At 61.6% G+C, this 21,460-nt stretch carries 19 protein-coding genes and 1 pseudogene; 3 read left to right on the forward strand and 17 right to left on the reverse strand.

Translation table 11 applies throughout. The features are described from left to right. Positions 1 to 380 precede the first annotated feature (380 nt). The 3 genes and pseudogenes from recA to ACF8GB_RS11925 all read right to left on the reverse strand — a co-directional run bounded on the left by recA (position 381) and on the right by ACF8GB_RS11925 (position 2,634). A complete protein-coding gene (recA, locus tag ACF8GB_RS11915) occupies positions 381 to 1,427 on the reverse strand; it encodes a recombinase RecA (protein WP_034048552.1) in 1,047 nt (348 codons plus the stop codon). Positions 1,428 to 1,551: 124 nt separating this feature from the next. Further along, positions 1,552 to 2,049, reverse strand: a pseudogene (locus tag ACF8GB_RS11920) (ATPase domain-containing protein); the annotation flags it as partial. A 102-nt stretch (positions 2,050 to 2,151) separates the two neighbouring features. After that, positions 2,152 to 2,634: a CinA family protein gene (locus ACF8GB_RS11925; protein ID WP_058639505.1), complete on the reverse strand. Its 483-nt coding sequence runs from the start codon at positions 2,632 to 2,634 to the stop codon at positions 2,152 to 2,154. 198 nt (positions 2,635 to 2,832) lie between these two features. Between ACF8GB_RS11925 and mutS the strand changes: the two genes are divergently transcribed. Together mutS and fdxA are read left to right on the forward strand one after the other, a co-directional pair. After that, positions 2,833 to 5,406, forward strand: a complete 2,574-nt coding sequence (gene mutS / locus ACF8GB_RS11930) for a DNA mismatch repair protein MutS (protein WP_182138990.1) — start codon at positions 2,833 to 2,835, stop codon at positions 5,404 to 5,406. Between the two features lie 139 nt (positions 5,407 to 5,545). Continuing rightward, positions 5,546 to 5,869: a ferredoxin FdxA gene (gene fdxA / locus ACF8GB_RS11935; RefSeq protein WP_023534129.1), complete on the forward strand. Its 324-nt coding sequence runs from the start codon at positions 5,546 to 5,548 to the stop codon at positions 5,867 to 5,869. Between the two features lie 655 nt (positions 5,870 to 6,524). On the opposite strand, the gene rpoS is transcribed toward fdxA, so the two are convergent. The 8 genes from rpoS to ACF8GB_RS11975 form a co-directional block, all read right to left on the reverse strand. Continuing rightward, positions 6,525 to 7,532 carry an RNA polymerase sigma factor RpoS gene (gene rpoS / locus ACF8GB_RS11940; RefSeq protein ID WP_023534146.1) on the reverse strand — a complete coding sequence of 336 codons (1,008 nt, stop codon included), beginning with the start codon at positions 7,530 to 7,532 and terminating at the stop codon, positions 6,525 to 6,527. A 108-nt stretch (positions 7,533 to 7,640) separates the two neighbouring features. Then, positions 7,641 to 8,498, reverse strand: a complete 858-nt coding sequence (locus ACF8GB_RS11945; protein ID WP_027913895.1) for a peptidoglycan DD-metalloendopeptidase family protein — start codon at positions 8,496 to 8,498, stop codon at positions 7,641 to 7,643. 192 nt (positions 8,499 to 8,690) lie between these two features. After that, on the reverse strand, positions 8,691 to 9,329 hold the full coding sequence (locus tag ACF8GB_RS11950) for a protein-L-isoaspartate(D-aspartate) O-methyltransferase (protein ID WP_167339267.1): 639 nt from the start codon (positions 9,327 to 9,329) through the stop codon (positions 8,691 to 8,693). A 35-nt stretch (positions 9,330 to 9,364) separates the two neighbouring features. Continuing rightward, a complete protein-coding gene (gene surE / locus ACF8GB_RS11955; RefSeq protein WP_058605322.1) occupies positions 9,365 to 10,114 on the reverse strand; it encodes a 5'/3'-nucleotidase SurE in 750 nt (249 codons plus the stop codon). Then, positions 10,102 to 11,160 carry a tRNA pseudouridine(13) synthase TruD gene (gene truD, locus ACF8GB_RS11960; RefSeq protein WP_058639508.1) on the reverse strand — a complete coding sequence of 353 codons (1,059 nt, stop codon included), beginning with the start codon at positions 11,158 to 11,160 and terminating at the stop codon, positions 10,102 to 10,104. Before truD ends, surE begins: the two co-directional genes overlap by 13 nt. After that, a complete protein-coding gene (gene ispF / locus ACF8GB_RS11965) occupies positions 11,157 to 11,630 on the reverse strand; it encodes a 2-C-methyl-D-erythritol 2,4-cyclodiphosphate synthase (RefSeq protein ID WP_058605320.1) in 474 nt (157 codons plus the stop codon). Before ispF ends, truD begins: the two co-directional genes overlap by 4 nt. 96 nt (positions 11,631 to 11,726) lie before the next feature. Then, positions 11,727 to 12,581, reverse strand: coding sequence for an S-formylglutathione hydrolase (gene fghA / locus ACF8GB_RS11970; protein ID WP_167339241.1), 855 nt, complete (start codon positions 12,579 to 12,581; stop codon positions 11,727 to 11,729). A gap of 8 nt (positions 12,582 to 12,589) precedes the next feature. Continuing rightward, entirely contained in the window at positions 12,590 to 13,702 is a 1,113-nt protein-coding gene (locus ACF8GB_RS11975; protein ID WP_023534027.1) for an S-(hydroxymethyl)glutathione dehydrogenase/class III alcohol dehydrogenase, read from the reverse strand. Positions 13,703 to 13,809: 107 nt separating this feature from the next. On the opposite strand from ACF8GB_RS11975, the gene ACF8GB_RS11980 reads away from it, so the two are divergent. Further along, positions 13,810 to 14,703, forward strand: coding sequence for a LysR substrate-binding domain-containing protein (locus ACF8GB_RS11980; protein WP_078478980.1), 894 nt, complete (start codon positions 13,810 to 13,812; stop codon positions 14,701 to 14,703). A gap of 68 nt (positions 14,704 to 14,771) precedes the next feature. Here ACF8GB_RS11980 and ispD read toward each other — a convergent pair whose 3' ends face one another. The 6 genes from ispD to tilS form a co-directional block, all read right to left on the reverse strand. Further along, positions 14,772 to 15,479 (reverse strand): 2-C-methyl-D-erythritol 4-phosphate cytidylyltransferase, encoded by a 708-nt coding sequence (gene ispD, locus ACF8GB_RS11985; protein WP_196125257.1) that lies wholly within the window; start codon positions 15,477 to 15,479, stop codon positions 14,772 to 14,774. Beyond that, positions 15,476 to 15,757: a cell division protein FtsB gene (gene ftsB, locus ACF8GB_RS11990; protein ID WP_023534037.1), complete on the reverse strand. Its 282-nt coding sequence runs from the start codon at positions 15,755 to 15,757 to the stop codon at positions 15,476 to 15,478. The genes ispD and ftsB overlap by 4 nt, the downstream gene beginning before the upstream one ends. 158 nt (positions 15,758 to 15,915) lie before the next feature. After that, a complete protein-coding gene (gene eno / locus ACF8GB_RS11995; RefSeq protein WP_058605315.1) occupies positions 15,916 to 17,205 on the reverse strand; it encodes a phosphopyruvate hydratase in 1,290 nt (429 codons plus the stop codon). A 152-nt stretch (positions 17,206 to 17,357) separates the two neighbouring features. After that, positions 17,358 to 18,203, reverse strand: coding sequence for a 3-deoxy-8-phosphooctulonate synthase (gene kdsA / locus ACF8GB_RS12000; RefSeq protein WP_058605314.1), 846 nt, complete (start codon positions 18,201 to 18,203; stop codon positions 17,358 to 17,360). Positions 18,204 to 18,206: 3 nt separating this feature from the next. After that, complete coding sequence (locus ACF8GB_RS12005; protein WP_058605313.1) at positions 18,207 to 19,835, reverse strand: CTP synthase; 1,629 nt, start codon at positions 19,833 to 19,835, stop codon at positions 18,207 to 18,209. 270 nt (positions 19,836 to 20,105) lie between these two features. After that, positions 20,106 to 21,389, reverse strand: coding sequence for a tRNA lysidine(34) synthetase TilS (gene tilS / locus ACF8GB_RS12010; RefSeq protein WP_078478982.1), 1,284 nt, complete (start codon positions 21,387 to 21,389; stop codon positions 20,106 to 20,108). Positions 21,390 to 21,460 lie beyond the last annotated feature (71 nt).

Raw genomic sequence — 21,460 nt, forward strand, 5'->3', positions numbered from 1 at the left:
GCGCCAGCGGCCTGAGGCTCACGCCGAGCTAACTGGCAAACGAGTTCCTCAAAGGCCAGATGCTTACCTGAGTCCTTGCCCCTGATGCGTGCGTAGTCCATGGATGTGTCCGTTACGAAAGCCGATTATGGTGATGGCAGATCGCCTAGGACGAGTGTATCCGTTTTGGATTGTGGTGGGGGAAAGCTGTTTTGATCACAAAAGAATTCGATGGGGATTTTTTAGAGTCAAGCTGGGCGAGAGGCGAACAGTAGTTCACCTTGAAGGGGGAGGTATTGAGTCTTACACGAAATAAAAAGCCTAGCTGGGGAGCTAGGCTTTATGGGGAACAGCAACTTAACTAGCGACTACCTGCAGCGACCTGGAGGTGCTGTGAGGTATCAATAGTCGTCAGCTGGCTCTTCCAGAGCTGCGAGATTGGCAGAGGTTTCAGTCTGAGGCTTAGACATCAACTTGTCGCGAATCATACCTTCCAGCTTGTCCATGGTAGGCTTGTTTTCCAGCAGCCACTTCATGGTATTGGCCTTACCTTGACCAATCTTGTTGCCTTCGAAGGAGTACCAGGCGCCAGACTTTTCAACGAAGTTATTGGAAACTGCCAGGTCAACGATCTCGCCGGCTTTGCTGATACCTTGGCCGTAAACGATCTGGAACTCGGCTTGCCTGAATGGAGCAGCAACTTTGTTCTTGACCACTTTAACGCGGGTTTCGCTACCAACCACCTCGTCGCCTTCCTTGACCGCACCGGTACGGCGGATGTCCAGACGTACCGAAGCGTAGAACTTCAGGGCGTTACCACCGGTGGTGGTTTCCGGGCTGCCGAACATCACGCCGATCTTCATACGGATCTGGTTAATGAAGATACACATAGTGTTGGAGTTCTTCAGGTTACCAGTAATCTTCCTCATCGCCTGCGACATCATTCGGGCGGCAAGGCCAACATGGGAGTCCCCGATCTCACCTTCAATTTCAGCTTTCGGAACAAGAGCAGCTACGGAGTCGACGACAATAACGTTGACCGCACCCGAACGAGTCAGAATGTCTACGATCTCAAGTGCCTGTTCGCCAGTGTCAGGCTGCGAGCACAGAAGATCATCGATATTCACACCAAGTTTGGCGGCATAGATTGGATCAAGGGCGTGCTCAGCATCGACGAATGCACAGGTCAAACCTTGACGCTGAGCTTCAGCAATGACGGAAAGAGTCAGGGTAGTTTTACCGGAAGACTCTGGGCCGTAGATTTCAACAATACGACCACGCGGCAGACCGCCCACGCCCAGAGCGATGTCAAGGCCCAGAGAACCGGTCGAGACAACATCGATATCCATTGTGCGGTCGGAGCCGAGCCGCATGATGGCACCCTTACCAAACTGCTTCTCGATCTGAGAAAGAGCCATTTCCAACGCTTTGTTTTTTGCCTGATCCATTCTCGTCGACCACTCAAATTAGGATTAATCGAATATTGCTGATTAGCTTAGGGCGTATCCCTTGTGAGGGAAGGGATACCTCCTAAGTGAACCAAAACTATGCTGCGATTCCGAATACTGCATACTGCAGGCCCACATGCATGTCACCCATTTCGCCTTCGATTTCAGCCTTGGGTACCAGGGCAGCCACGGAGTCGACAATGATGACGTCGACGGCGTTGGACCGTACCAGCATGTCGGTGATTTCCAGCGCCTGCTCACCCGTATCGGGCTGCGAAACCAGCAGGTCGTCTACGTTGACGCCCAGCTTGCCGGCGTACTCGGGGTCAAGGGCGTGCTCGGCATCGACGAACGCACAGGTGGCGCCACTTTTCTGGGCTTCGGCGATGACCGAGAGCGTAAGCGTGGTTTTACCTGACGATTCCGGGCCGTAGATTTCGACGATACGGCCTTTCGGCAGACCGCCAATACCCAGCGCGATGTCCAGCCCCAGGGAGCCGGTGGAAATGGAAGGGATGGCCTGGCGCTCATGGTCGCCCATGCGCATGACGGCGCCCTTACCAAATTGACGTTCGATTTGACCCAGGGCCGCAGCCAAGGCGCGCTTCTTGTTGTCGTCCATTGAAATCCTCACGTGTTCGACTTGGCCCTGATGGCCGGATAACTGTATAAGTAGCCAGTATTATTCCACAGGCGAGCGTCCGAGCAAACCCCCGATTTCGATTTAACCGGTGCCAAGCTGTAACAAGCCTTCTAAGGCGGCGACGACGGTTTGGTGCCGCACGCCCTCGCGGTCGCCTTCGAACTGACGACGCACGCTGACGACCCGCTGCCCATCGCCCCAAGCCAGCCACACGGTACCTACGGGCTTGTCAGCCGAACCGCCGCCAGGGCCGGCCACCCCGCTGACTGCTACGGCGAAGCGGGCGCCGCTGGCCTGCTGCGCGCCCGCGACCATGGCCTCGACCACCTCCTGGCTTACCGCGCCCACATGCTTGAACAGCGCCTCGGGCACCCCGAGCTGACGCGTTTTCTGCCGGTTGGAGTAAGTCACGTAGCCGGCTTCGAACCAGGCCGAGCTGCCGGCGATCCGGGTAATGGCCTCGGCAATGCCGCCGCCGGTACAGGATTCGGCAGTGCTCACCTGTGCCCCCAGGCGCTGCAGGTGGTCACCCAGGCGAGTGGCGAGTGTGGTAATCGGGTCCATGCGAAAGCTCCTTGAAGACTGACCACTACCCTATCACCCCAATAGAGAGGCTGGCCGGGCAAACGTTCAGGTTTTCCAAGCCTCAGCCGCAGCGCCCAGGGTGGACATGCGCGGCGTTCGGCGCCTGCATCGCACCGAAAAAGCCTGTACCATTGCCGGTTTACCCTCGCCAACCAGATCACCCGCTGTAGGCCGACCATGTCCGATCTCTCCGCACATACCCCAATGATGCAGCAGTACTGGAAGCTGAAAAACCAGCATCCTGACCAGCTGATGTTCTATCGCATGGGCGACTTCTACGAGATCTTCTATGAAGATGCGAAAAAGGCCGCCAGCCTGCTGGACATCACCCTGACCGCGCGCGGTCAGTCCGCCGGCCAGTCCATCCCCATGTGCGGGGTGCCGTTTCACTCCCTCGAGGGTTATCTGGCCAAGCTGGTCAAGCTGGGCGAATCGGTTGTCATCTGCGAGCAGATCGGCGACCCGGCCACCAGCAAGGGGCCGGTCGAGCGCCAAGTGGTGCGCATCATCACGCCAGGGACCGTCAGCGACGAGGCATTGCTCGATGAACGCCGCGACAACCTGATCGCAGCGCTGCTGGGCGACGAACGTCTGTTTGGCCTGGCCGTGCTTGACATCACCAGCGGTCACTTTGGCGTGCAGGAGATCAAAGGCTGGGAAACCCTGCTGGCCGAACTGGACCGCCTCAACCCGGTCGAGCTGCTCATCCCGGATGACTGGCCACGCGACCTGCCTGCCGAGAAACGCCCCGGCGCGCGCCGCCGAGCGCCTTGGGACTTTGACCGCGACTCGGCGCGCAAGGCGCTCTGCCAACAATTTGCCACCAAGGACCTCAAGGGCTTTGGCTGTGACAAGCTGACCCTGGCCATCGGCGCCGCCGGCTGCCTGCTGGCCTATGCCAAGGAAACCCAGCGCACGGCGTTGCCGCACCTGCGCAGCCTGCGTCACGAGCGGCTGGACGACACAGTCATTCTCGACGGTGCCAGCCGCCGCAACCTGGAGCTGGACGTCAACCTGGCAGGCGGGCGCGACAATACTCTGCAATCAGTCGTTGATCGTTGTCAGACCGCCATGGCCAGCCGCCTGTTGAGCCGCTGGCTGAACCGCCCGCTGCGCGACCTCAAGGTCATACAGGCCCGCCAAGATTCGATCCGCTGCCTGCTCGACAGCTACCGGTTCGAAAAGCTGCAGCCCCAGCTCAAGGAAATCGGCGACATCGAGCGCATCCTGGCCCGTATCGGCCTGCGCAATGCCCGCCCACGCGACCTGGCGCGCCTGCGTGACGCACTGGGTGCCCTGCCCGAGCTGCAAAATGCCATGACCGAGCTTGAGGCGCCGCACCTTGCACGCCTGGCCGCGATCACCGGCACCTACCCGGAGCTGGCCAGCCTGCTGGAGCGTGCGGTGGTCGACAACCCGCCAGCCGTAATCCGTGACGGTGGCGTGCTCAAGGCTGGCTATGACAACGAGCTCGACGAGCTGCTGGCCATCAGCGAGAACGCCGGTCAGTTCCTGATCGACCTCGAGGCACGTGAGAAGGCACGCACCGGCCTTGCCAACCTCAAGGTCGGCTACAACCGTGTGCATGGCTATTTCATCGAGCTGCCTTCCAAGCAGGCCGAACAGGCACCGGTCGACTATATCCGCCGGCAGACCCTCAAGGGCGCCGAGCGCTTCATCACCCCGGAACTCAAGGCGTTCGAGGACAAGGCGCTGTCGGCCAAGAGCCGCGCCCTGGCCCGGGAAAAGATGCTCTACGACGCGCTGCTCGAGACCCTGATCAGCCACTTGGCGCCACTGCAGGACAGTGCCGCCGCCCTGGCTGAACTGGACGTACTCAGCAACCTGGCAGAGCGGGCCCTGAACCTGGACCTGAACTGCCCACGCTTCGTTGAAGAACCGTGCCTGCGCATCGAGCAGGGACGTCACCCCGTGGTAGAGCAGGTGCTCACCACGCCGTTCGTGGCCAACGACCTGGGCCTGGACGACAGCACCCGGATGCTGATCATCACCGGGCCGAACATGGGTGGTAAGTCCACGTACATGCGCCAGACCGCACTGATCGTGCTGATGGCACATATCGGCAGCTTCGTGCCAGCGGCGCGCTGCGAGCTGTCGGTGGTCGACCGCATCTTCACCCGCATTGGCTCCAGCGACGACCTGGCAGGGGGGCGCTCCACCTTCATGGTGGAAATGAGCGAAACCGCCAATATCCTGCACAACGCAACCGACCGCAGCCTGGTGCTGATGGACGAAGTAGGCCGCGGCACCAGCACCTTCGATGGCCTGTCGTTGGCCTGGGCAGCAGCCGAACGCCTGGCGCGCCTGCGGGCCTACACCTTGTTCGCTACCCACTACTTCGAACTGACCGTGTTGCCCGACAGTGAGCCGCTGGTGGCCAACGTGCACCTCAATGCAACGGAGCACAACGACCGCATCGTATTCCTGCACCACGTGCTGCCAGGGCCTGCGAGCCAGAGTTATGGCCTGGCGGTCGCGCAACTGGCAGGTGTACCGGCGGTGGTCATCCAGCGCGCTCGGGAGCACCTGTCGCGCCTGGAAACCACCAGCCTGCCACACGACTCGACCCAGGTCCCGAAAGCGCAGGATGCACCGCAAGTGCCGCACCAGAGCGACTTGTTCGCCAGCCTGCCCCACCCGGCGATCGAGAAGCTGGGCAAGCTGCAGCTCGATGACATGACACCGCGCCAAGCTATCGAAATGCTATATCAACTAAAGAACCTGTTATAACGGCAGCCATGACAAGCTGGTAGAATCCGCCGCGGTTTGCTGGTACTGCACGGTTATTAGCCTGGCCTGCAGCCAAAACCCGCAAACCGCGCGGCCTGAGAGGAAGGGCCGCCGCCGTCGCCTGAGGAGAGAACTAGAAATGACCTTCGTCGTCACCGACAACTGCATCAAATGCAAATACACCGACTGCGTGGAAGTCTGTCCGGTGGACTGCTTCTACGAAGGCCCGAACTTCCTGGTCATCCACCCGGATGAGTGCATCGACTGTGCACTGTGCGAACCAGAGTGCCCGGCACAAGCCATTTTCTCGGAAGACGAAGTGCCATCGGGCATGGAGAACTTCATCGAGTTGAACGCCGAACTGGCTGAGATCTGGCCCAACATCACCGAGCGCAAGGATGCACTTCCTGATGCTGAGGAGTGGGACGGCAAGCCAGGCAAGATTGCCGACTTGCAGCGCTAACGTCGCGTGAACAAACGAAAAGGCCCGCAAGGGCCTTTTTGCTGTAGCGCGAAAGACCAGTGATGCAAATGTGACCGCCGCCACGCTGGCTTCTGATACAGCCGTTCCCAAGCGCTGTGCAGTATGCGCTTGGATCAAAGGCCTCAGAACCCAAAAAAAAGGCAAAAAAAAGGGGCGGTTCGACCCGCCCACATTTTTTCCGTAGTCCCTGCTTGTCCTGTACATCGTCCTGATGAAATCGCTTCTTGCGATGTCCTTGGCTCTCTTCCTGAGTGCCTGTGCGTGTCCCTGTGCACAGTTCGAATACTAGCGACCTGAGCGGGATGTGCAACGAGTCCTCCTCACAGGATGTTGCGGCCTACAAACTTTCACATATCTAAATACTTCAATATTTTCAATGAGTTAAGAAGCTATTGCTTTTGAAAACGACATTGGTTTACTGCTACACCCTTCAACAGCTTACGTAACGAGTAAGCAAATGCTTACAGGCCGAACTGCCACTGTGAGCACAGTGCTGAATGCGCCTGTGAAACTGCAAACCGGTACGAACGCCTCTGACCGCGCAAGGCTCGTCGATGGCATGGTTCTTCAAACCCCAGACGCAAAAACGCCCCTTTTTATTGGGGCGTTTCTGAACGCAGCGCAAAACCCGGGACTAACGAAAAAGCGACTCGCTGGATAGGCCGTTCTTTTCCAGAATCTCACGCAGCCGCTTGAGCCCCTCGACCTGTATCTGCCGCACCCGCTCGCGGGTCAGGCCTATCTCCAGACCGACGTCCTCCAACGTACTGCTTTCGTGCCCACGCAAGCCGAACCGGCGCACCACCACTTCACGTTGCTTGTCGGTCAGTTCACCCAACCACTGATCGATGCTCTGCGACAGGTCATCGTCCTGCAGCAGCTCGAACGGGTCTGTGGGTCGATCATCCGTCAGAGTGTCGAGCAGCGTCTTGTCCGAGTCAGGGCCCAGGGACACGTCCACGGAGGAAACCCGCTCGTTGAGACCCAGCATGCGCTTGACCTCGGCAACCGGCTTCTCGAGCAAGGCGGCGATCTCTTCCGGCGAAGGCTCGTGGTCCAGCTTCTGGGTCAGCTCGCGCGCCGCGCGCAAGTAAACGTTGAGTTCCTTGACTACATGGATGGGCAGGCGAATGGTGCGGGTCTGGTTCATGATCGCCCGCTCAATGGTCTGCCGAATCCACCAGGTGGCGTAGGTCGAGAAACGAAAGCCCCGCTCAGGGTCGAACTTCTCCACCGCGCGAATCAGCCCCAGGTTGCCTTCCTCGATCAGATCGAGCAACGACAACCCTCGGTTCACGTAGCGGCGCGCGATTTTCACCACCAGGCGCAGGTTGCTTTCGATCATGCGCTTGCGGCCAGCGGGGTCGCCCTTTTGCGACAAGCGCGCAAAGTGCACTTCTTCTTCCGGCGAAAGCAGGGGCGAAAAGCCGATCTCGTTGAGGTACAACTGAGTCGCATCAAGCGCCCGGCTGTAATCGATGTACTTGTGTTGTTTAAGCGAAGAGCCTGATTTGGCCCTGGTCCGAACCGAAGGTACAGCAGGTTCGTCTGACACCACATCCGTTTCCAAAACGATGCCCGTCTCCATGAGTAGAACGTCATCGTCGATGTCAAACTCCGGCGCTTCTTTGCTGAGAGCCATTGTTATAGTCCTTTGCTGAGTTCGAACTCAGACTCGAGCGGCGCCTGTCTCCCTGGCAGCGCTTGAGCCTGTCCCCTCCATGTCAGCGGAACAGACTGGAAACAACAATCAACGGCGTGGCAGGAACTGGAGAGGATCGACGGGTTTGCCCTGGCGGCGAATTTCGAAATGCAACTTCACCCGATCTGTGCCTGTAGACCCCATTTCAGCAATCGACTGCCCTGCCTTGACCTGCTGCCCCTCCCGTACCAAGAGCCTGCGGTTGTGGCCGTAGGCACTGACATAGGTATCGCTGTGCTTGATGATGATCAGCTCGCCGTAGCCCCTCAAACCACTCCCGGCGTACACCACTGATCCACTGGCCGCAGCAAAAACAGGCTGTCCCAAATCACCGGCGATATCAATGCCTTTATTCAAACTACCGTTTGAAGCAAATTTGCCGATCAAAACCCCGTTCGCTGGCCAGGTCCAGCCACCGGCCGCACGCTCGGCCGCAGGCACGGTAGCGACCACTGGCGTGCTCGCCGAGCTGGATGTGGTAACGGTCTTGGTGGTCGTGGCAGGGGTAGATGCCGTGGCACCTACAGGACGGCGGGTTACCGTGGTCCGGCTGGACGAGGACGGGCTGGCCACCACGGTGGTGCTGCCCGAGGCCCCGCTGCTGAAGCGAATCGGCTGGCCAGGGCGAATGGTATACGGCGGGGCGATACCGTTGCGTGCCGCGAGCTCCTTGTAGTCCCAACCGTAGCGAAACGCGATGGAGAACAGCGTGTCGCCTGGCTTGACCACATACTGACCGGAGGTCACGGTCGGCCGTTTGGGCGCGCTGCTGTTGCGGTCGACGACACGCGCACTGTTGCTGCCAGAGCTCGAACACCCCACCAGCAGTGTGCCCATGGCCAGTACCAGCACCAAGAGCCTGAGACCCGAGCTGTCCTTGCGCTGCCGAAAGACTGTGTGACCCACCCGCGCTCCCCTCATGGTGCCGAAAACGTTTCAAGACAAGAATGCAATATTGTTGCAATTATAACGAAGCTCGCCGGTCTTGGCAGGCGGCTGCAACACACTCGCGCAACGTGTGTGCACCGCCAGATAGACAGGTCGATCCTGCAAGAATTCGACGCAGGTGCAAAAATAGCCCGTCGATGCCCCGATGAATCAGGCCACCGGCCCATTGAGCAGGGGCACGAAGCGTACCGCTCCGAGTACGCGGCGTGAGAACCCGTGTTCTTCTCGTACGATGAGCATCAACTGCTGCACCTCACCAGGTGATCCTACTGGAATCACCATCCGCCCACCCGGCGCCAGTTGATCGAGCAGCGCCTGGGGCACTTCCGGCGCAACGGCGGTGACGATGATGCCATTGTAGGGGGCCAGTGCCGGCCACCCTTCACAACCATCGCCCCAACGAAACACCACGTTGCGCAGGTTCAGCTCCACCAGGCGTTCCTTGGCCCGGTCCTGCAGAACCTTGATGCGCTCGACCGAGAATACCCGCTCGACCAATTGCGCCAGCACGGCGGTCTGGTAGCCCGAGCCCGTGCCGATCTCCAGCACCTTATCCAGCGGGCCCGCCTCCAGCAGCAATTCGCTCATGTGCGCCACCATGAACGGTTGCGAAATGGTCTGGTTGTGGCCGATGGGCAGCGCGGTATCTTCATAGGCCCGATGGGCCAGTGCCTCGTCCACGAACAGGTGGCGTGGCGTGCGGCGAATCACATCGAGCACCTGGGGGCTGGACACGCCCTCCTCGCACAGCCGCTGGATCAGGCGCTCGCGGGTGCGTTGGGACGTCATGCCGATGCCCCGACGCAACATATCGTCCTCACGCATCAAAGCAAGCCCTCCAGCCAGCCATCGAGCTGCTCGAAGGCGTCGTTGAAGGTTCGGTCAAGCTGCAACGGGGTGATGGAAACATAGCCTTGCATCACCGCATGGAAGTCAGTACCCGGCCCGCCGTCCTCGGCATCACCGGCAACTGCGATCCAGTAGCCTTCCTTGCCACGCGGGTTGACCACCTTGGTGGGTGCCGCAGCCCGCGCGCGATGACCGAGTCGCGTCAGCTGGATGCCACGAATGCGCTCGAGCGGCAGGTTGGGTATGTTGACATTGAGGACGGTACGCGGCGGCAGCGCCAGGCGCGACTGGGCCTCGACCAGACGACGGGCGATATGAGCCGCGGCCGGCAGGTTGTCCGGTTGGCGCGAAAGCAGCGAGAACGCGAGCGACGTACCGCCCAGGAAGCGCCCCTCCAGCGCTGCGGCCACCGTACCCGAGTACAGCACGTCATCGCCCAGGTTGGCCCCCAGGTTGATGCCCGACACGACCATGTCCGGGGTGTACGGCAACAGACCGTTCAGCCCCAGGTGCACGCAGTCGGTCGGCGTACCATTGAGGCTTATGAAGCCGTTGGCCAGCGTCTGCGGGTGCAGCGGCCGATCCAACGTCAGTGAGCTGCCGGCGCCGCTCTTGTCTTGGTCAGGTGCAATGACCGTGCACTGCGCGTAATCGGCAAGCGCAGCGTGCAGCGCGGCGATGCCTGGTGCGGTCACACCGTCGTCGTTCGAAATCAGAATACGCATGGGCTGTCCGTCTGCCCTGCCGACACCAGATCCACCACCTCGCGCACCACGACGGTGGCGAAGCATCCGGCCGGAAGGACGAATTCCAGTTGCAGGATATCAGGCTCGGGATAATGCCACGTAAGGCCAGTAATAGGGAGCCGCAGAATACGCCGTTCGTGATCCATGCCCGCCTTTGCCAACCACTGGCACAGCGCGGGCTGGGCGGCCCCGATCGAATTCTCCAACGCCCCGGTTCGACCGCCGGCTGGCGAATCACCCTCGCCCCACAGAGGGCCTGTAGGGTGCAGGTCGAGAACAGCCAGGCGAGGATCGGCGCATTCGGCCTCAGCAGCAGGGAAAAAACTGCGGCTGTTGGTGAACGCCAGCAGATCGCCCACTTGCGCACGGGTCCAGCTGCCATCGTTTACCCGTGCGGCCAGCACCTGGTTGAACAGGTAGCTGCGACCGGCTGAAAGCAGGCGCGAGCGAACGTTACGTTGCTCAGGCAAGGCCTGGCGCTCGGCCCAACCCAGGGCGTCATGCACGTTGCCGCCGGCATGCCCGAAGCGCTGGGTACCGAAGTAATTGGGCACACCGTTCGCCTTGAGCTGGGCCAGGCGCGCATCGACAGCCTGATGATCGGCTGCCAGTTGGGTCAGGCGCAGCGTGAAGCCGTTGGACGAATGCGCGCCGCGCTGCAATTTACGCTGGTGGCGCATCTGCTTGAGCACGCGCAGATTGGCATCCTCGGCCCGCGACAGGTCTGGGTCGGCCTTGCCCGGCAAATGCAGGCTGAACCACTGGCGGGTCAAGGCCTGACGGTCCTTGAGCCCGGCGTAGCTGATGGCGCGCGCAGGCACGCCGGCGGCCCTGGCCAGGCGGCGGGCCGCTTCCTCGGTATTGAGCTCACGCTTTTCCACCCATAGCCACAGGTGCTCGCCTTGGCCAGACAGCGGGATATCAAGCACTTCGTCGACCTGAAAATCTTCGGCAACGGCCTTGAGCACAGCCGTGCCCAGGGCTTGCCCCGATGCCCTTGGGCCCAACAGATCCAGTTCGGTCATGCCGGCAGCAACAGGGCAACCGCGTGCACGGCGATCCCCTCCTCACGCCCGGCGAAGCCCAGCTTCTCGGTCGTCGTGGCCTTGACGTTGACTTGGTCGAGGCCCACCGCGAGGTCGTCGGCGATGCGCTGGCGCATGACCTCGATGTGGGGTGCCATCTTCGGCGCCTGGGCAATGATGGTGGCGTCGACGTTGCCCACTTGCCAGCCCTTGGCCCGAACGACATCCAGCACATGACGCAGCAGCACGCGGCTGTCGGCGCCCTTAAATTGCGGATCGGTGTCGGGGAAGTGCTTGCCGATATCACCCAGTGCGGCGGCGCCGAGCAATGCATCGCTCAGGGCATGCAGCAGCACGTCACCATCGGAATGGGCCAGCAGGCCGAACTTGTGGGGGATACGCACCCCGCCCAGGGTAATGAAATCACCGTCGCAGAACCGGTGCACATCGTAGCCGTGGCCAATACGCATAAGAAAACGCCCTGAATGAGTCAGGGCGTGATTCTACCTGCATTTGCCACGCCAAGGTGCAGAGCCGGCGAACGTCGCCGGCTGGCTGCCCTACGGCTACACCCGTCCCAGGGCTACCGCGTGGTGGCGCAGGTGCTCCTCGATGAAGCTGGCGATGAAGTAGTAGCTGTGATCGTAGCCAGGCTGCAGGCGCAGGGTCAGCTCATGACCGCCTTTGCGCGCCGCTTGCTCCAGGGCCTCAGGCTTGAGCTGCTTTTCGAGGAAGTCGTCGCGATCGCCCTGGTCCACCAGCAACGGGGGGCACTGCCCCGACGGGGTTTCGGCCAGCAACACGCTGGCATCCCACTCGCGCCAACGGGTGCGCTCTTCACCCAGGTAGCGGCTGAAGGCCTTTTCGCCCCAAGGGCAATCCATCGGGTTGCAGATCGGCGAAAACGCCGACACCGAGCGATAGCGGCCGGGGTTGCGCAATGCGCAGACCAGGGCGCCGTGCCCGCCCATGGAGTGCCCACTGATGCTGCGCTCGCCCGAGGCGGGGAAATGCGCCTCGATCAGGGCCGGCAGTTCCTGCACCACGTAATCATGCATGCGGTAGTGCTGAGCCCAGGGTTGCTGCGTGGCGTTGAGGTAGAAGCCAGCACCTAGACCAAAGTCCCAGGCACCGTCAGGATCGCCGGGTACCTGCTCGCCGCGAGGGCTGGTGTCGGGCGCCACGATGATCAGCCCCAGCTCTGCGGCCAGGCGCTGGGCGCCGGCCTTCTGCATGAAGTTCTCGTCGTTGCAGGTCAAGCCGCTAAGCCAGTACAGCACCGGCAGCTTCTCGCCCTGCTCGGCCTGAGGTGGCAGGTAGACGGCGAAGACCATGTCGCAACCCAGCACCTTGGAGGTGTGGCGGTAACGCTTGTGCCAGCCGCCGAAGCTCTTCTGGCAGGAAATGTTGTCCAGGGTCATGGCAAGCCTCAGAAGTGGATGACGCTGCGAATGCTCTTGCCTTCGTGCATCAGGTCGAAGGCCTTGTTGATGTCCTCCAGGCCCATGGTATGGGTGATGAAGGTATCCAGCGGAATCTCGCCCTTTTCGGACATTTCCACGTAGCTCGGCAATTCGCTGCGGCCACGCACGCCGCCGAAGGCCGAACCGCGCCAGACGCGCCCGGTGACCAATTGGAACGGCCGGGTGGCGATTTCCTGACCGGCGCCGGCGACACCGATGATCACCGACTCGCCCCAGCCCTTGTGGCAGCACTCCAAGGCGGCACGCATCAGTTGCACGTTGCCGATGCACTCGAAGGAGAAGTCCACGCCGCCGTCGGTCAGGTCGACGATCACTTCCTGGATCGGGCGATCGTACTCCTTGGGGTTGATGCAATCGGTAGCGCCCAGTTGGCGAGCGATTTCGAACTTGGCCGGGTTGATGTCGATGGCGATGATGCGCGAGGCCTTGGCCTTGACCGCACCGATGATGGCCGAGAGGCCAATGCCGCCCAGCCCGAAGACGGCGACAGTATCACCCGGTTGTACCTTGGCGGTGTTCAGCACTGCGCCAATACCCGTGGTCACGCCGCAGCCCAGCAGGCAGACCTTCTCCAAAGGCGCCTCTTTCTGGATCTTGGCCACCGAAATTTCCGGCAACACGGTGTATTCGGAGAAGGTCGAGGTGCCCATGTAGTGGAACAACTGCTGACCCTTGTAGGAGAAACGCGTGGTGCCGTCGGGCATCAGGCCCTTGCCCTGGGTGGCGCGGATGGCCTGGCACAGGTTGGTCTTGCCGGACAGGCAGAATTTGCACTTGCCACACTCAGGGGTATACAGCGGAATCACATGGTCACCCACCGCCACCGAGGTCACGCCCTCGCCCACGGCTTCGACGATGGCGCCGCCTTCGTGGCCGAGGATCGACGGGAAGATGCCTTCCGGGTCAGCACCGGACAAGGTATAGGCATCGGTGTGGCACACGCCGCTGGCGACCACGCGCAGCAACACCTCGCCCGCCTTGGGCATGGCCACATCGACTTCGACAATTTCCAAGGGTTTCTTGGCTTCGAAAGCTACGGCAGCGCGGGATTTGATCATCGCAGGGTCTCCAGATACGTGAATGAAATCGGCAGACAGTGTATTTCACCCGCAATTGTTGAATAATCCGGTGAAAGACAAAACATTATTGCCGTGCAGGGATAATCATGAATAACCGCTGGGAGGGCATCGATGAATTCGTTGCCGTGGCCGAATTGGGGCAGTTCACGGCGGCAGCGCAACGGCTGGGCGTGTCCTCTTCCCATGTAAGCCGGCAGATAGCGCGCTTGGAAGAACGCGTACAGACGCGCTTACTGTATCGCAGCACACGAAAAGTCACGCTCAGCGAGGCCGGCCAGACGTTTCTGCAGCACTGCCAGCGCTTGCAGGACGGGCGCGAGGAAGCGCTGCGGGCGATGGGCGATCTGGCCAGCGAGCCCAAGGGGCTGCTGCGCATGACGTGCGCCGTGGCCTATGGCGAGCGCTTCATCGTGCCCTTGGTCACCCGTTTCATGGCGTTGTACCCGCAGTTGAGGGTGGACGTCGAACTGAGCAACCAGACCCTGGACCTGCTGCACGAAGGCATGGACCTGGCCATCCGCCTCGGTCGCCTGGCCGACTCGCGCCTGATCGCGACGCGCCTGGCACCCCGGCGCATGTACGTGTGCGCCTCGCCAGGCTACCTGGCGCGCTACGGCAGGCCGCACAGCCTGTCGGAACTGGCCAGGCACAACTGCCTGATAGGCAGTTCGGATGTGTGGGCGTTGCAAATGGAGGGGCGTGAAATCAGCCAGCGCGTTCAGGGCAACTGGCGGTGCAACAGCGGCCAGGCGGTGCTGGACGCGGCGCTTCAAGGCATCGGCTTGTGCCAACTGCCGGATTACTACGTGCTCGAACACCTGCACAGCGGTGCTTTGGTCCCGCTGCTGCAAGCCCACCAACCTCCCAATACGGCGGTGTGGGCCTTGTACCCGCAGCAGCGGCACCTGTCGCCCAAAGTGCGGCGCCTGGTGGACTATCTGAAAGAGGGCCTGGCAGGTCTGCCGGAGTATCGGGCATGACCGGCGCTCAGCCACAATGGCGGGCGCTGGCAGCCTGATTCAATCACGGGCGAGGTGAATGGCCCAGGTCAACGTCTCCCACTCCAGCGCTGGCGCAGCCACTCCAGGTCTTCAGGGCGCGTAACCTTGAGGTTGTCACTGCGGCCCTCGATCAGCCGTGGCGATTGACCGGACCATTCCATGGCCGAAGCCTCATCGGTCACCACCACATCCGACACCAGGCACTCGGCCAGTGCCCGATGCAGCGCCCCCAAACGGAACATCTGCGGTGTATAGGCCTGCCAAATGGTGCTGCGGTCAACCGTGGCGCTGACGCGCCCGTGGCCGTCGGCCCTTTTGAGCGTGTCACGGGCAGGTACGGCCAACAGGCCGCCCACCGGATCATCTGCCAATTCAGCCAGCAGCTTGTCCAAGTCACTGCGTGCCAGGTTGGGCCGCGCCGCGTCGTGCACCAACACCCAGTCATCATCTTCCGCGCCCTGGGCATGCAACAGCAGCAAGGCATTGAGCACCGAATCAGCACGCTCGCGCCCTCCGGCAGCCCGGCGGATGCGCGGGTCGCTGGCGCACCGAAGGCCGGGCCAGTACGGGTCGTGTTCAGCGATGCTGACCACGACCCCCTTGAGGGAGGGGTGGTCGAGAAAACACGCCAGGCTGTGCTCGATGATGGTCTGCCCTGCCAGCTCCAGGTATTGCTTGGGACGATCGGCAGCCATGCGAGCGCCCACACCCGCTGCAGGAATCACGGCCCAGAAGGCCGGCAAGCGTTCACTCATTTCTGGGGCAACTGAAAGAGGGTTTCGCCTTCCTTGACCATGCCCAGCTCGTGGCGGGCACGCTCTTCGACGGTTTCCATGCCTTTTTTCAACTCCAGCACTTCGGCGTCGAGCACACGGTTACGCTCCAGCAGCCGCTCGTTCTCGGCATGCTGCTCGTCAATCTGCTGCTTGAGCTCGGCCACCTGCGCCAGGCTGCCATTGCCTACCCACAAACGGTATTGCAGGCCGCCCAGCAGCAGAAGCAGAACCAGGAACAACCAATAAGGACTGCGCATCAAGATATCCAGGTTGAAAAACCCTGTTGGTTCAGGGTCTCAGATAGCACGAAGCCTGGCCTAGGCCAGGCTTCTCAGACAGAAACCCGATGGAACGTAGGAAGTTACGGTACGAACGTTCCTACAGCTCCGGCTGCTGTCTTTTTACCATCTCTTGCTTAGCCGCGAAACTCGGTACGGCCACGGTAAACCGCCTTGGCACCCAGTTGCTCTTCGATGCGCAGCAATTGGTTGTACTTGGACACGCGGTCGGAGCGGCACAGCGAGCCCGTCTTGATCTGTCCGGCCGCAGTACCCACGGCCAGGTCGGCGATGGTGGAGTCTTCGGTTTCACCCGAGCGGTGGGAGATCACGGCCGTGTAACCGGCGGCCTTGGCCATCTGGATGGCCTCCAGGGTCTCGGTCAGCGAGCCGATCTGGTTGAACTTGATGAGGATCGAGTTACCGATGCCCTTCTCGATGCCTTCCTTGAGGATCTTGGTGTTGGTCACGAACAGGTCGTCACCGACCAGCTGCACCTTCTCGCCGATCTTGTCGGTGAGGATCTTCCAGCCAGCCCAGTCGGACTCGTCCAGGCCATCTTCGATCGAAATGATCGGGAAGCGCTCGGTCAGGCCTTTGAGGTAGTCGGCAAAGCCTTCGGCGTCGAACGATTTGCCTTCGCCGGACAGGTTGTACTTGCCGTCTTCATAGAACTCGGAGGCGGCGCAGTCCAGGGCCAGGGTCACGTCGGTGCCCAGTTTGTAGCCGGCTTTCTCGACGGCCTCGGCGATGGCGCCCAGAGCGTCTTCGTTGGAGGCCAGGTTAGGGGCGAAGCCGCCTTCGTCACCGACAGCAGTGTTCAGGCCACGGGCCTTGAGCACGGCCTTGAGGTGATGGAAGATCTCGGTCCCCATGCGTAGGCCGTCGGAGAAGGTCTTGGCACCCACCGGCTGGACCATGAACTCCTGAATATCGACGTTGTTGTCGGCATGCTCGCCACCGTTGATGATATTCATCATCGGTACCGGCATCGAGTACTGGCCTGGAGTGCCGTTGAGGTTGGCAATGTGGGCGTACAGGGGCAGGTCCTGATCCTGGGCAGCCGCTTTGGCAGCCGCCAGGGACACGGCCAGGATCGCGTTGGCGCCCAGCTTGGCCTTGTTCTCGGTACCGTCCAGCTCGATCATGGCGTGGTCCAGGGCCTTCTGGTCGGAAGGGTCCTTGCCCAGCAGCAGGTCGCGGATCGGGCCGTTGATGTTGGCGACAGCCTTCAGCACACCCTTGCCCAGGTAACGGCTCTTGTCGCCATCACGCAGCTCCAGCGCTTCGCGCGAGCCGGTGGAAGCACCGGACGGCGCGCACGCGCTGCCGATGATGCCGTTGTCGAGCAGTACATCGGCTTCCACGGTGGGGTTGCCACGCGAATCGAGAACTTCACGACCTTTGATGTCGACGATTTTTGCCATTGTTGTAAGCACTCCAGAATTGACGAAAACAACGCAGCTTAGAAAATTCTTGCCGTTCACCGGACGAGGATGCTGTGGCAGGCCCGGCGAAGGGAGCCCCTGACCGAGTGGTCAGGGGTGAATCGGACGGTACTTTACCCGAGAAAAGTGCTTTACGCGGTTTCTACCGTCGGAAAACTTTTCACCAGGTCATCCAGTTGCTTGAGCTGAGCCAGGAATGGCTCCAGCTTGTCCAGGCGCAGGGCACACGGGCCGTCGCACTTGGCGTTGTCCGGATCGGGGTGAGCTTCGAGGAACAGCCCTGCCAGCCCCTGGCTCATGCCAGCCTTGGCCAGGTCGGTCACCTGAGCGCGGCGCCCGCCAGCGGAGTCGGCACGACCACCCGGCATCTGCAGGGCATGGGTCACGTCGAAGAACACCGGGTATTCGAACTGCTTCATGACACCGAAGCCGAGCATGTCCACGACCAGGTTGTTGTAACCGAAGCTCGAACCACGCTCGCACAGGATCAATTGGTCATTACCGGCTTCTTCGCACTTGGTCAGGATGTGTTTCATCTCCTGGGGTGCGAGGAACTGGGCCTTCTTGATATTGATCACCGCGCCGGTCTTTGCCATCGCCACCACCAGGTCGGTCTGGCGCGACAGGAAAGCCGGCAACTGGATGATGTCGCAGACCTTGGCTACCGGCTCGGCCTGGTAAGGCTCGTGCACATCGGTAATCACCGGCACGTTGAAGGTACGCTTGATCTCCTCGAAGATCTTCAGGCCTTCTTCCATGCCAGGGCCGCGGTAGGAGGTGACCGAGGACCGGTTGGCCTTGTCGAAGCTGGCCTTGAACACATACGGGATACCGAGCTTTTCGGTAACCCGCACGTACTCTTCGCACACCTTCATGGCCAGGTCGCGGGATTCCAGCACGTTCATGCCACCGAACAGGACGAATGGCTTGTCGTTGGCGATATCGATATGACCGACGCGGATGATCTTCTGGGGCATGGATCAGGCCTTGTTCTTCTGGGCGAGCGCCGCCTTGACGAAGCCACTGAACAGCGGGTGGCCATCGCGTGGGGTGGAGGTGAACTCCGGGTGGAACTGGCAGGCGACAAACCAGGGGTGGTCCTTGGACTCCACCACCTCGACCAGGGCGCCGTCTTCGGAACGACCGGAAACCACCAGACCTGCGTCCACCAGTTGCGGCAGCAAGTTGTTGTTCACTTCGTAGCGGTGACGGTGGCGCTCGGTGATGATGTCCTTGCCATAGCACGCATGCACGTTGGAACCTGCAGCCAGCTGGCAGTCCTGAGCACCCAGGCGCATGGTGCCGCCCAGGTCGGACGCCTCGCTGCGGGTTTCGACCGCACCGGTGGCGTCTGCCCACTCGGTGATCAGGCCGACGACCGGATGACCACTATCGCGATCGAACTCGGTGGAGTTGGCGTCGCTCCAGCCCATCACGTTACGGGCGAACTCGATGACGGCCACTTGCATGCCCAGGCAGATACCCAGGTACGGCACCTTGTTCTCACGGGCGTATTGCACCGCCGTGATCTTGCCTTCGACACCGCGCAGACCGAAACCACCGGGGACCAGGATGGCATCGGCGCCTTCGAGCAGGCTGGTGCCCTGGTTCTCGATGTCTTCGGAATCGATGTAGCGCAGGTTGACCTTGGTGCGGTTGGTAATGCCCGCGTGGCTCATCGCTTCGATCAGCGACTTGTACGCATCGAGCAGCTCCATGTACTTGCCGACCATGGCGATGGTGACTTCATGCTCCGGGTTGAGCTTGGCGTCGACCACCTTGTCCCACTCGGACAGGTCGGCACCCGTGCACTGCAGGCCGAAACGCTCGACGACGAAGTCGTCCAGGCCCTGGGCATGCAAGACACCTGGAATCTTGTAGATGGTGTCGACGTCTTCCAGCGAAATCACCGCGCGCTCTTCAACGTTGGTGAACAAGGCGATCTTGCGGCGCGAGGATGCATCGACAGGATGATCGGAGCGGCAGATCAGCACGTCAGGCTGCAGGCCGATGGAGCGCAGCTCCTTGACCGAGTGCTGGGTCGGCTTGGTCTTGGTTTCACCGGCGGTGGCGATGTAAGGCACCAGCGTCAGGTGCATCAGCATCGCGCGCTTGGAGCCTACTTCCACGCGCAGCTGGCGAATGGCTTCGAGGAATGGCTGGGACTCGATGTCGCCCACGGTGCCGCCGATCTCGACCAGGGCCACGTCGGCATCGCCTGCACCCTTGATGATGCGGCGCTTGATTTCATCGGTGATGTGCGGGATGACCTGGATGGTCGCGCCCAGGTAGTCACCACGGCGTTCCTTGCGCAGCACGTGCTCGTAGACGCGGCCGGTGGTGAAGTTATTGTTCTGGGTCATGGTGGTGCGGATGAACCGCTCATAGTGACCCAGGTCCAGGTCGGTCTCGGCGCCGTCCTGAGTGACGAATACTTCACCGTGCTGGAACGGGCTCATGGTGCCTGGGTCGACGTTGATGTACGGATCCAGCTTGAGCATGGTGACCTTCAGGCCCCGCGCCTCCAGGATGGCCGCCAGGGAAGCCGAGGCAATGCCTTTCCCCAATGAAGAAACAACACCGCCCGTGACGAATATGTAGCGCGTCATGAAAAACCCTAGAAGTCTGCGTTAAAGCGGCCAGCGCCGCCGGAGATAGCGAAGGAGGGCAAACGCCCCCGATCACCTGCGTCAATCACAGTGCATCTCGAAAAACTGCCGCGTGTGTACAGACCAGGGGTAACCCTGGCAGGGCGCTCGCTCGTCATTTCTAAGAATCAGCCCAGCAAAAAACTGCTTGGTAATCGGCAACTCCTGTGTTTTCGCGGAACCCACAGAAGCTGTATCAAGAAGGGAGGGTAGTCTACCCGAATGTACCCACTAGCTCAAACCTTGCGCGCTGGTCGGCAACTGCCAGTGCAGGCAGTAATCGCCCTGGGCCAGACCGGGCAGGTTGGCCACCGCCAGCAGCCGCTCGCCTTGGTAGAGCAGCGGCAGGCGCAGGCGCAGAAAATGCGGCACGTGCAGTTCATTGAGCAAGCGCTTGAGATCACGTCGCCCGCGCCCTGGGATGTCCAGCCACTCCCCGCCCTGACGGTAGCCGATACGCAGGCCCGTCAGCGCGCCTGCGCCAACAAGTCGCACGCTGCCGTTGCCAGGTAAGGCCAACGGCTGATCGGCGTTTTCCCACTCCATGGCCTTACAGGGCGTTTGCAACCAGTCGCCGCTCAGCCACCAGATGCGCCCCTGGCTGCGGACCAGTTGGCCATCGGCCAGTTGCCACACGGGGCAGGCATCGACCGCGGCGTTGCGCAGGTCCGCCCAGCCGGCCCAGTGGCGCGCGTCGGGCAACCGGGTTCGGTGGCTGAGCCAATACTGCAACGCATTGCGCTGGCGGGCAGGTGAAAGCGCGAGCAGGCCGGCCAGGTCCAGCGAATCGAGTCCAGGCCAAGCAGCAGGAGCACCCTGGCGTACGGGCGCCAGGTCGTTTTCGGCCAGCTCGTCCAGCAGGCTCAGGGCTTCGCCCAGGTGTTCGGCGGCGCGGGCCAGGTTCTGCCCGGCTTGCGGCCAGCGCTGCACAAGGGATGGCAAGACCTCCCTGCGCAGATAGTTGCGGGCAAACCGTGTATCGGCATTCGAAGGGTCCTCGACCCAGCCCAACGCATGCGCCTGGGCATAGCCTTGCAACTGTTGCCGGGAACAACCAAGCAACGGCCTGACCAGCCTGCCCTGCCCTAGCGCCCGCTCCCTCGGCATCGCCGCCAGGCCACGCAACCCCGCGCCCCGCAGCAGGCGAAACAGCAGCGTTTCAGCCTGATCGTCGCGGTGCTGGCCGGTGAACAGCATGTCACCTGCCGCCAATACCCGCTCGAACGCAGCGTAACGGGCCTGACGGGCAGCCTGCTCCAGGCTCGGGCCTGGGGCGACGTCGACCTCGATGACCTGCAGCTCGACGCCCAGGTCATCGCACACACGCTGGCAATGGGCAGGCCACGCCTGCGCGGCGGGTTGCAGGCCATGATGGATGTGAATTGCGCGCAGCGGCGGTGCAGGATGGCTACGGGCGTAGGCGGCGAGCCAGTGCAGCAGGACGGTGGAATCGAGGCCGCCTGAGAGGGCGACGTACCACGTACGGGCGCATAGCCAAGGGGCGAGATCAATCATCGAGGCCTCGATCAACCTGGGTGACGGATGTGAGTGAGCCTGGGATACAGGCTCACCCGAGGGGCCGACAG

It is taken from the genome of Pseudomonas sp. xss_4 (genome assembly GCF_043104125.1).
In the GTDB taxonomy this organism is placed as follows: Bacteria; Pseudomonadota; Gammaproteobacteria; order Pseudomonadales; family Pseudomonadaceae; genus Aquipseudomonas; species Aquipseudomonas parafulva_B.

Coding starts and splice junctions, on each gene's coding strand:
- recA (WP_034048552.1), bottom strand. CDS start 1,427: ATGGATCAGGCAAAAAACAAAGCGTTGGAAATGGCTCTTTCTCAGATC.
- ACF8GB_RS11925 (WP_058639505.1), bottom strand. CDS start 2,634: ATGGACCCGATTACCACACTCGCCACTCGCCTGGGTGACCACCTGCAG.
- mutS (WP_182138990.1), top strand. CDS start 2,833: ATGTCCGATCTCTCCGCACATACCCCAATGATGCAGCAGTACTGGAAG.
- fdxA (WP_023534129.1), top strand. CDS start 5,546: ATGACCTTCGTCGTCACCGACAACTGCATCAAATGCAAATACACCGAC.
- rpoS (WP_023534146.1), bottom strand. CDS start 7,532: ATGGCTCTCAGCAAAGAAGCGCCGGAGTTTGACATCGACGATGACGTT.
- ACF8GB_RS11950 (WP_167339267.1), bottom strand. CDS start 9,329: ATGACGTCCCAACGCACCCGCGAGCGCCTGATCCAGCGGCTGTGCGAG.
- surE (WP_058605322.1), bottom strand. CDS start 10,114: ATGCGTATTCTGATTTCGAACGACGACGGTGTGACCGCACCAGGCATC.
- truD (WP_058639508.1), bottom strand. CDS start 11,160: ATGACCGAACTGGATCTGTTGGGCCCAAGGGCATCGGGGCAAGCCCTG.
- ispF (WP_058605320.1), bottom strand. CDS start 11,630: ATGCGTATTGGCCACGGCTACGATGTGCACCGGTTCTGCGACGGTGAT.
- fghA (WP_167339241.1), bottom strand. CDS start 12,581: ATGACCCTGGACAACATTTCCTGCCAGAAGAGCTTCGGCGGCTGGCAC.
- ACF8GB_RS11975 (WP_023534027.1), bottom strand. CDS start 13,702: ATGATCAAATCCCGCGCTGCCGTAGCTTTCGAAGCCAAGAAACCCTTG.
- ACF8GB_RS11980 (WP_078478980.1), top strand. CDS start 13,810: ATGAATAACCGCTGGGAGGGCATCGATGAATTCGTTGCCGTGGCCGAA.
- ispD (WP_196125257.1), bottom strand. CDS start 15,479: ATGAGTGAACGCTTGCCGGCCTTCTGGGCCGTGATTCCTGCAGCGGGT.
- ftsB (WP_023534037.1), bottom strand. CDS start 15,757: ATGCGCAGTCCTTATTGGTTGTTCCTGGTTCTGCTTCTGCTGCTGGGC.
- eno (WP_058605315.1), bottom strand. CDS start 17,205: ATGGCAAAAATCGTCGACATCAAAGGTCGTGAAGTTCTCGATTCGCGT.
- kdsA (WP_058605314.1), bottom strand. CDS start 18,203: ATGCCCCAGAAGATCATCCGCGTCGGTCATATCGATATCGCCAACGAC.
- ACF8GB_RS12005 (WP_058605313.1), bottom strand. CDS start 19,835: ATGACGCGCTACATATTCGTCACGGGCGGTGTTGTTTCTTCATTGGGG.
- tilS (WP_078478982.1), bottom strand. CDS start 21,389: ATGATTGATCTCGCCCCTTGGCTATGCGCCCGTACGTGGTACGTCGCC.